Source organism: Pseudomonas sp. Q1 (assembly GCF_009935975.1).
Classification (GTDB): Bacteria; Pseudomonadota; Gammaproteobacteria; order Pseudomonadales; family Pseudomonadaceae; genus Aquipseudomonas; species Aquipseudomonas palleroniana.
The window spans coordinates 1-12,302 of the sequence record NZ_QODI01000025.1; the positions used below are offsets into that span (position 1 = coordinate 1).

The following is a 12,302-nucleotide window of genomic DNA, read 5'->3' on the forward strand; positions in this document are numbered from 1 at the left end:
GCGAAACCAGCCGCCAAGCCAGCTGCCAAAACCGCTGCTGCGAAACCAGCCGCCAAGCCAGCTGCTAAAACCGTTGCAGCGAAACCAGCTGCCAAGCCAGCTGCTAAAACCACCGCTGCAAAACCAGCCGCTAAGCCAGCTGCCAAAACCGCTGCTGCAAAACCAGCGGCCAAGCCAGTAGCCAAACCTGCTGCCGCTAAACCAGCCCCGGCCAAGCCAGCAGCACCTGCCGCTGCTCCGGTAGCGTCTACCGCACCATCTGCTCCGGCCAGCAGCACCCCTGCACCGGCAGCACCCAGCACCACTCCAACCAGCGCTTCCTAAGTGTTGGTGATCACGGCGCGCAGCCGCTGCGCGTCGTGGTCAAGGTTGGCGGCAGCCTCAGCCGCCAGTCTCTCCAGCCACGGCTGGTGATTTGCCTGCGCCTCTGTCGGCCACTCTTGTGACACAGCTTCCAGTCGCACCAGCAACTCGTGTTCCGCCTCCAGCTCCAGGGCTTTGACCCGCTCGCGTAACGACGCCAACGACTCATCCTGCTGCGATAACGCACGCCATTGCACACGCACCTGCCGCAACGGCTCAACCACCTGCGTCTGCCAAGGTTCGGCGATGTGTTTCAGGGCCTGAATTCGTTCGGTGCGCACTTCCACGCCGCGCTGTTCCAGCCATGCTCCGCAGAGCAACAGGCACACATTCGCTCCCCGTTCCTGCAGGCGCAGGCAAGCGGCCTCGACGCCCGGGCGGGCGTAAGTCGAGAGGGCAAAGCTCCACAGGTCAGCACACATATTCACACCCAAGCCAGCGGCCAACGAAGCTGGTAGACTCCGCCGCCATTATGATCCGACTTCAAAGCCTAACATTACAGCGTGGCCCGCAACGTCTTCTCGAAGACGCCGAGCTGACCCTGCACGCCGGTCACAAAGCCGGCCTGATCGGCGCCAACGGCGCCGGAAAATCCACGTTGTTCGCCTTGTTGCTGGGTGAGCTGACCCCGGATTCCGGGGACTGCCTGCTGCCGGCAGACTGGCGTATCGCCCATATGCGCCAGGAGATCGACACGCTGGACCGCATCGCGATCGACTACGTGCTCGATGGCGACCTGCGTCTGCGCCAGGTGCAAAACGACCTGGCCGAGGCCGAGAAAGCCCAGGACGGCGCTGCCCAGGCCCGCCTGCACTCGGAACTCGACAGCGCCGACGGCTACACCGCCGACGCCCGCGCTCGCAAGATGCTCGCCGGCCTCGGTTTTACCAACGAACAGATGGACCGTCCGGTCGCCGACTTCTCCGGTGGCTGGCGCATGCGCCTGAACCTGGCCCAGGCGCTGATGTGCCCCTCGGATCTGTTGCTGCTCGATGAGCCGACCAACCACTTGGACCTCGATGCGATTCTGTGGCTGGAAGACTTCCTCAAGAGCTATCAGGGCACCTTGTTGCTGATTTCCCACGACCGGGATTTCCTCGACGCCGTGGTCGATAACATCGCCCATGTCGAGCAGAAGAAAATCACCCTCTATCGTGGCGGCTACACCGCGTTCGAGCGTGCGCGTGCCGAGCGTCTGGCCCAGCAGCAACAGGCCTACGAGAAGCAGCAGGCGCAGCGTGCGCACATGGAAAGCTATATCGCAAGGTTCAAGGCCCAGGCCACCAAGGCTCGCCAGGCCCAGAGCCGAATCAAAGCCCTGGAGCGCATGGAAGAGCTGTCGGCGGCCCACGTCGATTCGCCGTTCGATTTCGTGTTCCGCGAGTCGGCCAAGATCTCGAGCCCGCTGCTGGACCTCTCGGATGCTCGCCTGGGTTATGGCGACAAAACCATCCTGGAGAAGGTCAAGCTGCAGCTCACGCCCGGTGCGCGCATTGGTTTGCTCGGTCCCAACGGTGCGGGCAAGTCGACGCTGATCAAGAACCTGTCCGGGGAGCTGTCGCCCTTGGCGGGTCGTTTGACCCGTGGCGAGAACACCGTGGTGGGTTACTTCGCCCAGCATCAACTGGATTCGCTCGACGCCAAGGCCAGCCCTTTGCTGCACCTGCAACGCCTGGCGCCAACCGAGCGCGAGCAGACCTTGCGCGACTTCCTGGGTGGTTTCGACTTCCGCGGTGCGCGCATCGACGAGCCGGTGCTGAACTTCTCCGGCGGCGAAAAAGCCCGCCTGGCCCTGGCGTTGATTGCCTGGGATCGGCCCAACCTGTTGCTGCTCGACGAACCCACCAACCACCTGGACCTCGAAATGCGCCTGGCGCTGACCATGGCCCTGCAGGAGTTCAGTGGCGCGGTATTGGTGGTGTCTCACGACCGCCACTTGCTCAAGAGCACGACCGACAACTTCCTGCTGGTGGCTGACGGCAAGGTTGAGGAGTTCGACGGCGACCTGGATGACTACGCACGCTGGCTGACGGACTACCGCCTGCGTAACGCACCGGTCAGCAACACGCCGGTCAACCCGGACAAGACTGACAAGAAGGCCCAGCGCCAGGCTGCCGCCGCGCTGCGCCAACAGTTGGCGCCGCACAAGCGTGAAGCCGACAAGCTGGAAGCTGAACTGGGCAAGGTGCACGAGCGTCTGGCCAAGATCGAGGCCAGCCTGGGCGACAGCGCCGTGTACGAAGCCGCACGCAAGGACGAACTGCGCGACCTGCTGGCCGAACAGGCCAAGCTCAAGGTGCGTGAAGGGCAGTTGGAGGAAGCCTGGATGGAGGCTCTCGAACTGCTGGAAACCTTGCAAGCGGAGTTGGAGGCGCTGTCCTGATGGAGGCGCTGCAATTGCCGTTACCGGCGCAGTGGGTCGAGCCGGTGTGGATTGGCGTGCAAATCCTGCTGATCCTGTTGGCCGGCTACCTTGCGCAACGCTTTGTAGCCAAAGGACTCACCCGCCTGGGTGAGCGCTACCCATTCCCTCCGCAACTGCTGATGCCCCTGCGCGGTGGTTTGCGCTGGCTGATCATGGGCAGTGCACTGATCTTCGTGTTGGAGCGCCTGGGTGTCTCCGCCACGGTGCTGTGGACGGCGCTGTCGGGTTTTGTCGCGGTCGCTGCCGTGGCGTTTTTTGCCATGTGGTCGGTGCTGTCCAATCTGTTGTGCGCGATTTTGATTTTTACCGTCGGGCCCTTCCGTCTGGGTGACATCGTCGAACTGATAGACACCCTCGACAAGCCAGGCGTGAAGGGGCGTGTCGTGGCGATCAACCTGCTCTACACCACGCTGGTCGAGTTGGAAGAAGCCGGTACTCACTGCGCAACGGTGCAGGTGCCCAACAGCTTGTTCTTCCAGCGCTCGGTGCGACGTTGGAACACGCCTGTATAAAAATTGATAGCCAGGCTTCGGTGGTCGGAGTTAGCTTAGCGCTTACGACGAATTTGCAACGAGGTGGGTAATGGCTCTCGATACATGGCTGGCCTTTTTCCTGGCCAGTTGGATCATCTCCCTTTCGCCTGGCGCAGGTGCCATCGCCTCGATGTCCAGCGGCCTGCAATATGGCTTTTTGCGCGGCTACTGGAACGCCCTGGGCCTGCAGATTGGCCTGGCGATGCAGATCGCCGTGGTCGCGGGTGGCCTTGGCGCGATTCTGGCGGCGTCTTCCACGGCGTTCTACGCCATCAAATGGTTTGGTGTGGCGTACCTGGTGTACCTGGCGATCAAGCAATGGCGCGCCTTACCCATGGACATGACCGATGATGCGGCGGGGCGCCCGATCGGCAAGCCGGTGGCGATGATGTTCCGTGGGTTCCTGGTTAACGCCAGCAACCCCAAGGCGCTGGTGTTCATGCTGGCGGTGCTGCCACAGTTCGTGAACCCGCAGGCGCCGTTGCTGATCCAGTACCTGATCCTGGGCGCGACGATGATCAGTGTCGACATGATCGTGATGGCGGGCTACACGGGGCTGGCCTCGAAAGTCCTGCGCCTGTTGCGTACGCCGAAGCAGCAAAAACGCATGAATCGTACGTTTGCCGGGTTGTTCGTGGGGGCGGCGGGTTTCCTGGCCAGCCTGCATCGCGCAACCGCGTAACCGACGAAATTCATTAGAAAGGTGAGAGGGAGCAATTCCCTCCCACCTGGCTTAAAAAAGCTCCACCCTGCGTACATCAATTCACTTACGCCTTGAGTCAAACCCTCTAAAGCACAACAATGTGTTACTTCGTGTTTAGCTTTGAGATTCATTCATGATTGCCCCCTTTCGTTTTCTCGCCTGCCTGCTGTTGCCGGCACTGATGTCGTGCAGCTTCAATCTGCTGGCTGCGACAGCCGAGGGCGCCCCACAAGCCCTGCATTTGCTGGACTATATTGGCGCTGACTACCCCCCGACGGTGGAAGCCGGCAAGGTGGTTGACGAGTCGGAATACCAGGAACAGGTTGAGTTCCTGGGGGTACTGCAAGGTTTGGTCGCGCAGTTGCCGGAACGGCCTGAGCGCGCAGAGCTGGTCAAAGGCGTCGATGAATTGCTGGCGGCGGTTACCGCGCATGAAGACGGTGTGGCTGTTGCCCATCAAGCCCGTCAATTAGGGGCCAAACTGGCGGTGGCTTATGAAGTCAGCCAGGCACCGGCCATCACTCCCGACCCGACTCGCGGCGCACCGCTTTATGCCCAGCATTGCTCGGTGTGCCACGGCACTGCCGGCGCCGGTGACGGCCCGGCCAGCACCGGCATGACCCCGCCACCCGCCAACCTGCGCGATGCCACGCGCCTGGACCGCCTGAGCCTCTACGCGATCTACAACACCCTCGGCCTGGGCGTTGAGGGCACTGACATGCCGTCCTTTGCCGACCAATTGGACGACCGTCAACGCTGGGACCTGGCCACCTACATCGCGGGTTTCACCGCCGATCCGGCTGCCGCCAAAAACGAGCAAGCGTTCAACCTTGCCGACCTCGCTCGCCAGACCCCCAATGAAGTGCTGGCAGCAGACGGCCCGACGGTCGCCGCCACCTTCCGTGCCCAGCGCGCGCAACCGCCGCAGGTCAAGCGTGGTCCGGCGCAGTTGCTCGACTACACCGCCGCCACCCTGGACAAGAGCCTCATCGCGTTCCGCAACGGTGACCACGAGCAGGCGTATGACCTGTCGGTAGCGGCTTACCTGGAGGGCTTCGAGCTGGTGGAAAGCTCCCTGGATAACGTCGACGCCAACGTACGCAAGGACACCGAGAAGGCGTTGATGGCCTATCGACAGTCTCTGCAGGATGGTTTGCCGATCGAGCAGGTGCAGCAGCGCCTGGATGTGGCCAAGGGCAAACTCACCGAGTCTGCCGGCCTGTTGGGCGGTGATGGCCTGAGCTGGTCTCTGAGTTACATCTCGGGTTTGCTGATCCTGCTGCGCGAAGGTCTGGAGGCGATCCTGGTACTGGCGGCGATCCTCGCCTTCCTGCGTAACACCGGCCAGCAATCGGCAGTGCGCAGTGTCAACGTAGGTTGGGGCCTGGCGCTGTTGGCCGGGCTGGGCACTTGGGCATTGGCGGCGTATGTGATTGACGTGAGCGGCGCCCAGCGCGAATTGCTTGAGGGCTGCACCGCATTGTTCGCCAGTGTGATGGTGTTGTGGCTGGGCGTGTGGATGCATGACCGCCGCCACGCGGCAGCCTGGCAGGATTACATCAAGAGTAGCCTGGTGGGCGGCGGTGGGCGGTTTGGGTTTGCCGTGCTGGCGTTCTTCTCGGTCTATCGCGAGCTGTTCGAAGTGATCCTGTTCTACGAAACCTTGTGGCTGCAAGCTGGCCCGGCAGGGCACAACGCCGTGTTGGCCGGTGGCGCCACGGCGCTGGTGCTGCTGGTGGGCCTGGCCTGGGTGATCTTGCGCGGCTCGGCGAAACTGCCATTGGCGCTGTTTTTCGGCATCAACGCCGCGCTGTTGTGCGCACTGTCGGTGGTATTCGCCGGGCACGGTGTGAAGGCTTTGCAGGAAGCCGGTATCTTCGGCACCCGGCCGGTGGCGTTTTTTGACTTCGACTGGCTGGGCATTCATGCCGATGCTTACTCGCTGAGTGCACAGGCCGTGGCGATTCTGGCGATTATGGTGCTGTATGGCCGTAGTCGCCTGGCCGAAAAACGCCGAGCCGTCACCTTGTAGTGAGCGGGCTTGCCCCGCGCTGGGGGGCGAAGCCGCCCCAAACCCAGCCACCGCGTTTTAGCTGAGTCACCGCGATGGCTGGATTAGGGCGGCTATGCCGCCCAGCGCGGGGCAAGCCCGCTCACTACAAGGGGTGTTCGTTCTCGTGGGTCAGTTCCAAGACGCGATCCACGAGCTTGTTGATGCCTGAAGCGACCTCGCTGATGCGTTTGCCAAGCATATAGGCCGGCGTGCTCACCAGCTTGCGGGCCTTGTCCTCAACGATATCTTCCACCGCGCATTCCTGGTGGGTGGCGCCCATCTTGTCCAGTGCCGCTGCGGTGTCGGGACAGTTACCGATGGTGCAGGTTACGCCAGGGCCGTAGATTTTTGCGGCCAGGGCAGGGGCGATGCAGATCAGCCCCACGGGTTTGCCGGCCTCTGCAAAAGCTTCCGCCAATGCCAGCAGTTGCGGGTTGACACTGCAACCGGCTCCTTCCACCGCAAAGTTCGACAGGTTTTTTGCCGCGCCAAATCCGCCGGGCACGATCAGCGCGTCAAAGTCGTCGACGCTCGCTTCGCGAATGTCCTTCACTTCACCACGGGCGATGCGCGCCGACTCCACCAGCACATTGCGCGACTCGGGCATTTCCGCGCCGGTGAGGTGGTTGATCACATGCAATTGCGCGACATCCGGGGCAAAGCATTGAACCTGGGCGCCACGCTGATCGAGGCGCAGCAGGGTGATCACGCTTTCGTGGATCTCTGCGCCGTCGTATACGCCACAGCCCGAAAGGATCACTGCAATCTTTTTGCTCATGAGTACTTCTCCCTATTTCGTGGCGTTAAATGTCTACTAATTTGTCACCTGTTGCCAATGGGATCTCCTGCCGCTACACCTAACCTTGATGTAACAAAAATACATCGGACTAGCCCATGGACTTCGTGCCTTACGCGGTACCGTTTTTCATCGCCTTGATCGTGATCGAGCTGCTCGCCGACCGCTGGCGTGGCGCACGCAACTATCGGGTGGCGGACGCCATCAACAGTCTCAGCACCGGCGTGTTATCGACCACTACGGGGCTCCTGACCAAAGGCGTGGGGCTGTTGACGTACGCCTTCGCTCTCAAGCACCTGGCGTTGATCGAACTGTCGGCCCACAGCGTGTGGACCTGGGTGTTCGCCTTCGTGTTCTACGACTTCTGTTACTACTGGCTCCATCGCATGGGGCATGAGCGCAATATCCTGTGGGCCGCGCACTCGGTGCATCATCAAAGCGAGGACTACAACCTCACCACCGCACTGCGTCAGACCAGCACCGGCTTTCTGTTGAGCTGGATCTTCTATCTGCCCCTGGCCGTGCTCGGGGTGCCGCTGGTGGTGTTTATCAGTGTGGCGTCGCTCAACCTGCTGTACCAATTCTGGGTGCACACCCGTCATGTGCCCAAGCTTGGCTGGTTCGAGTGGTTCTTCGTGACGCCCTCCAATCACCGCGCCCACCATGCACAGAACGCGCTTTACATGGATCGCAATTACGGCGGCGTGTTCATTATTTGGGACCGGCTGTTCGGCTCGTTCCAGGAAGAGGACGATAACGAGCCGGTGATCTTTGGCGTCACCACGCCCCTGGCCAGTTGGAACCCGCTCTGGGCCAACCTGCAGTTTTATGCACAGCTGTGGAACGATGCGCGGCGCACCGAGCGCTGGTGGGACAAGCTGCGCATCTGGTTCATGCGCACCGGCTGGCGCCCGGCGGATGTAAAGGCCAAGTATCCAATGGCCAAACATGACCTGAGCCAGTTCCGCAAATTCGAAGTGCCGTTGGATACGCGACAGCAGGTTTATATCGCCCTGCAATTTGCCGCGTATGTCGGGTTTGGCAGTTATCTGATGAATTTCGGCGAGGGGTTGCCCACGGCCGCGTTGATACTGGGCTGGAGTGCCATGGCGCTGGGGCTGTTTACCTTGGGCGTGGCCCTTGAGAATCGCCCGTGGGCACTGAAGGCCGAACTCTTGCGGCTGGTGTTGAATGTGCCGCTGGTATGGCTGGCGCCGCTGGTCGGGCTATGGCCGGCCAGCCATCTGGGCTGGCTGGGCCTGTTGAGCTACAGCCTGCTCAGCGTGATTGGCCTCTACTGCTGCAGAAGCCAGGTTACTCGACTGGTGTCTTAGGGGGGGCGACAGGGACCGGCTCGGCTGCCAGTCGGGCCTTGGCCTCGGCGCAGGCCTCGCGGGCGATGCGGGCGTTTTTGATCCGACGACGCAGCCACAGGCCGAAGCCCAGTGCCAGCAACGCGCCCAATACCCACAGCTCGTACTTCTTGATGCTGCCCAGCATGCCTTCCAACACTGCGCCGAAGTGGTACGCCGCAGCGCCCAGGGCCACCGCCCACACAGCGGCGCCAATACCGTTGAGGATCAGGTAGCGCAACGGCGGGTAGCCGGAAAGGCCAATCGCCACGGGCATTACCGTGCGCAACCCGTAGACGAAGCGGAAACTCAGCACCCAGATATCCGGATGTTTGCGGATATGTTCCAGGGCCTTGTCGCCCATCAATTGCCAGCGCGGTTTGCGCGCCAGCAGCTTGCGACCGTGTTTGCGGCCCATGTAGTACCAAAGCTGGTCACCGGCGTAGCTGCCGAAAAAGGCAACGACGACCACCAGGTTGATATCCATGTAGCCACGGAAAGCCAGGAAGCCTGCGAGGACCAGAATGGTCTCGCCTTCGAAAAAGGTGCCCAGGAAGAGCGCAAAGTAGCCGAAGTCATGCAGAAATTGTTGAAGCATGGTCTGGGGATGCTGGCGAAATGAACGCGCAGCCTACGCCTTCGCGAACATTCATGAAAGTATCGAGATGTGTCACGAAGTGAACAAATCCTACATAAACGACGAATGCGACTACAGGTCGCATCGATAAGCACAACTGTCATTCCTTCGTCATAATGGCCGCTTATAACTGCAACGCTCGCCCGTAAACGCGGGCTCAGGAGTCTGTCGTGAGCTTTACCCCTGCCCATCGCCTGTTTCCCGCCACCCGTCTGCGTCGCAATCGTCGTGATGATTTTTCCCGCCGTCTGGTGCGTGAAAATGTACTGACTACGAATGATCTGATCTTGCCGGTCTTTGTGCTGGACGGGGAAAATCGCCGGGAAACGGTGGCCTCGATGCCGGGTGTGGAGCGCTTGACCATTGATTTGCTGCTTGAAGAAGCGGCCGGTTGGGTTGAATTGGGGATCCCGGCGTTGGCGCTGTTCCCCGTGACCCCACCTGAACTCAAGTCGCTGGATGCTGCGCAAGCCTGGAACCCCGACGGGATCGCCCAGCGCGCTACCCGCGCCCTGCGTGAACGGTTCCCGGAGTTGGGGGTGATCACCGACGTGGCCCTGGACCCGTTCACCACCCACGGGCAGGATGGCATTCTTGACGAAGACGGCTATGTTCAGAACGACATCACTGTCGATGCGCTGGTCAAACAGGCACTGTCCCACGCTGCGGCAGGTGCCCAGGTCGTTGCGCCCTCGGACATGATGGATGGCCGCATCCAGGCGATTCGCGAAGCCCTGGAACTGGCCGGCCACGTCAATGTGCGGATCATGGCCTATTCGGCCAAGTACGCCAGTGCCTATTACGGCCCATTCCGCGATGCGGTGGGTTCGGCGCTGAACCTGGGCAAGGCCAACAAGGCTTCGTACCAGATGGACCCGGCCAACAGCCATGAAGCCCTGCACGAAGTGGCGGCCGACCTGGCCGAAGGCGCCGACATGGTCATGGTCAAGCCAGGGATGCCTTACCTGGACATCCTTTACCGGGTCAAAGAGGAATTCAAGGTGCCGACCTTTGTCTATCAGGTCAGCGGTGAATACGCCATGCACATGGCCGCGATCCAGAATGGTTGGTTGAGTGAAGGGGTGATCCTCGAATCCCTGACAGCCTTTAAACGTGCCGGCGCCGATGGCATTCTGACCTACTTCGCCGCCCGCGCTGCCCAATTGCTTAGAGAGCAACAATAGCCCTCACAGGAACACTCGATGAATACCGAAGGACTTACAGAAGTTGCCGTAAAAGACGCTCACCCGGTGGTTGAACAAGTCACCGAGACCCCGCCGGAGCTGGAGCCGGCACCGCCTGCCGTGGCGACTGAGCCACCTGTGCCGGCCCCGGTTCCCGTCGTGACCAACCTGGATGACAGCAGCCTGTACATCCACCGCGAGCTGTCGCAACTGCAATTCAACATCCGCGTGCTGGAGCAGGCGCTGGATGAGTCCTACCCGCTGCTGGAGCGGCTCAAGTTCCTGCTGATCTTCTCCAGCAACCTGGACGAGTTCTTCGAGATCCGTGTCGCCGGCCTCAAGAAACAGATCACTTTCGCCCGCGAGCAAGCCGGTGCCGATGGCCTGCAGCCGCATCAGGCCCTGGCCCGCATCAGCGAGCTGGTTCACGGCCAAGTGGATCGCCAGTACGCGATCCTCAATGACATCCTGTTGCCGGAACTGGAGAAGCATCAGGTCCGTTTTATCCGTCGTCGTCACTGGACCACCAAGATCAAGACCTGGGTGCGCCGCTACTTCCGCGACGAGATTTCACCGATCATCACCCCGATTGGCCTCGACCCGACGCACCCGTTCCCGTTGCTGGTGAACAAAAGCCTGAACTTCATCGTGGAACTCGAAGGCATCGACGCCTTCGGTCGCGACTCGGGCCTGGCGATTATCCCGGCGCCGCGCTTGCTGCCACGGATCATCAAGGTACCGGAAGAGGTCGGTGGGGCTGGCGACAACTATGTATTCCTGTCGTCGATGATCCATGCACACGCCGATGACCTGTTCCAGGGCATGAAGGTCAAGGGCTGCTACCAGTTCCGCCTGACCCGTAACGCCGACCTGGCGCTGGATTCCGAAGACGTCGAAGACTTGGCCCGTGCCCTGCGCGGTGAGCTGTTCTCGCGGCGCTACGGCGATGCGGTGCGCCTGGAAGTGGCCGATACCTGCCCGAAACACCTGTCGGACTATTTGCTCAAGCAGTTCAACCTGGGCGAGACCGAGCTGTATCAGGTCAATGGCCCTGTGAACCTGACGCGCCTGTTCAGCATCACCGGCCTGGACAGCCACCCGGAGCTGCAATACACGCCATTCACCCCGCAGATCCCGAAGCTGCTGCAAAACAGCGAGAACATCTTCAACGTCGTGAGCAAGCAGGACATCCTGCTGCTGCACCCGTTCGAGTCCTTCACCCCGGTGGTCGACCTGCTGCGCCAGGCTGCCAAGGACCCGCATGTGCTCGCTGTGCGCCAGACGCTGTACCGTTCCGGCGCCAACTCGGAAATCGTGGATGCATTGGTCGACGCTGCGCGTAACGGCAAGGAAGTCACCGCGGTGATCGAACTGCGTGCACGCTTTGACGAAGAGTCCAACCTGCAACTGGCCAGCCGCCTGCAAGCGGCCGGTGCGGTGGTGATCTACGGTGTGGTCGGTTTCAAGACCCACGCCAAGATGATGCTGATCCTGCGCCGCGAAGCCGGTGAGATCGTCCGTTATGCCCACTTGGGTACCGGTAACTACCACGCCGGCAACGCGAAGCTCTATACCGACTACAGCCTGCTGACCTCCGACGATGCGTTGTGTGAAGACGTTGGCAAGTTGTTCAGCCAGTTGATCGGCATGGGCAAGACCCTGCGCATGAAGAAGCTGCTGCATGCGCCGTTTACGCTCAAGAAGGGCATGCTCGACATGATTGCCCGCGAGACCCAGTTCGCCCTCGACGGCAAGCCGGCGCACATCATCGCCAAGTTCAACTCGCTGACCGATCCGAAAATCATCCGCGCGCTCTACAAGGCCAGCCAGTCCGGTGTGCGCATCGACCTGGTGGTGCGTGGCATGTGCTGCCTGCGCCCAGGCATTGTGGGGGTGTCGCATAACATCCATGTGCGCTCGATCATCGGTCGTTTCCTGGAGCACACGCGGGTCTTCTACTTCCTCAACGGAGGCGAAGAGCAGATGTTCCTCTCCAGCGCCGACTGGATGGAGCGCAACCTCGATAAGCGTGTAGAGACATGCTTCCCGGTGGAAGGCAAGAAGCTGATCATGCGGGTCAAGAAGGAGCTGGAAAGCTACCTCACCGACAACACGCATAGCTGGAGCCTGCAATCGGACGGCCGCTACGTGCGCAACACGCCAACCGGCAACCAGAACCCGCGCAGTGCGCAGGCGACGTTGCTGGAGAAGTTGGGTAGCCCGATTCTCACCGTGAACTAAAAAGTGTGGGAGGGG

General features: G+C 61.3%; 11 protein-coding genes. 8 read left to right on the top strand and 3 right to left on the bottom strand.

Features of this window, described 5'->3' with window-relative positions:
* A partial coding sequence (locus tag DK870_RS30100) for a hypothetical protein (protein WP_372241732.1) occupies positions 1-324 on the top strand: 324 nt, incomplete at its 5' end.
* On the opposite strand, the gene DK870_RS27460 is transcribed toward DK870_RS30100, so the two are convergent.
* Positions 321-785, bottom strand: coding sequence for a TIGR02444 family protein (locus tag DK870_RS27460; RefSeq protein WP_104994998.1), 465 nt, complete (start codon positions 783-785; stop codon positions 321-323). The two genes, DK870_RS30100 and DK870_RS27460, sit on opposite strands and share 4 nt — an antisense overlap.
* Positions 786-835: 50 nt before the next feature.
* Here DK870_RS27460 and DK870_RS27465 point away from each other — a divergent pair, with 50 nt between their 5' ends.
* From DK870_RS27465 to DK870_RS27480, 4 genes are all read left to right on the top strand, one after another.
* Positions 836-2,746: an ATP-binding cassette domain-containing protein gene (locus DK870_RS27465; RefSeq protein ID WP_104994997.1), complete on the top strand. Its 1,911-nt coding sequence runs from the start codon at positions 836-838 to the stop codon at positions 2,744-2,746.
* Complete coding sequence (locus tag DK870_RS27470) at positions 2,746-3,300, top strand: mechanosensitive ion channel family protein (protein ID WP_060753598.1); 555 nt, start codon at positions 2,746-2,748, stop codon at positions 3,298-3,300. Before DK870_RS27465 ends, DK870_RS27470 begins: the two co-directional genes overlap by 1 nt.
* Positions 3,301-3,370: 70 nt before the next feature.
* Positions 3,371-4,003, top strand: coding sequence for a LysE family transporter (locus DK870_RS27475; RefSeq protein WP_060753597.1), 633 nt, complete (start codon positions 3,371-3,373; stop codon positions 4,001-4,003).
* Positions 4,004-4,157: 154 nt separating this feature from the next.
* Positions 4,158-6,056 carry an FTR1 family protein gene (locus tag DK870_RS27480; RefSeq protein ID WP_161550261.1) on the top strand — a complete coding sequence of 633 codons (1,899 nt, stop codon included), beginning with the start codon at positions 4,158-4,160 and terminating at the stop codon, positions 6,054-6,056.
* A gap of 124 nt (positions 6,057-6,180) precedes the next feature.
* Here the strand turns inward: DK870_RS27480 and elbB are convergent, their stop codons facing one another.
* Entirely contained in the window at positions 6,181-6,855 is a 675-nt protein-coding gene (elbB, locus tag DK870_RS27485) for an isoprenoid biosynthesis glyoxalase ElbB (RefSeq protein WP_060753595.1), read from the bottom strand.
* A 116-nt stretch (positions 6,856-6,971) separates the two neighbouring features.
* Between elbB and DK870_RS27490 the strand changes: the two genes are divergently transcribed.
* On the top strand, positions 6,972-8,207 hold the full coding sequence (locus tag DK870_RS27490) for a sterol desaturase family protein (protein WP_161550262.1): 1,236 nt from the start codon (positions 6,972-6,974) through the stop codon (positions 8,205-8,207).
* Here DK870_RS27490 and DK870_RS27495 read toward each other — a convergent pair.
* Complete coding sequence (locus DK870_RS27495; protein ID WP_104994993.1) at positions 8,188-8,823, bottom strand: DedA family protein; 636 nt, start codon at positions 8,821-8,823, stop codon at positions 8,188-8,190. The two genes, DK870_RS27490 and DK870_RS27495, sit on opposite strands and share 20 nt — an antisense overlap.
* A 209-nt stretch (positions 8,824-9,032) precedes the next feature.
* Here DK870_RS27495 and hemB point away from each other — a divergent pair, with 209 nt between their 5' ends.
* Together hemB and ppk1 are read left to right on the top strand one after the other, a co-directional pair.
* A complete protein-coding gene (hemB, locus tag DK870_RS27500; RefSeq protein WP_060753592.1) occupies positions 9,033-10,046 on the top strand; it encodes a porphobilinogen synthase in 1,014 nt (337 codons plus the stop codon).
* 18 nt (positions 10,047-10,064) lie between these two features.
* The gene (ppk1, locus tag DK870_RS27505) at positions 10,065-12,287 is read left to right on the top strand and encodes a polyphosphate kinase 1 (RefSeq protein WP_060753591.1); all 2,223 of its coding nucleotides are present in this window, start codon (positions 10,065-10,067) and stop codon (positions 12,285-12,287) included.
* Positions 12,288-12,302: the final 15 nt, after the last annotated feature.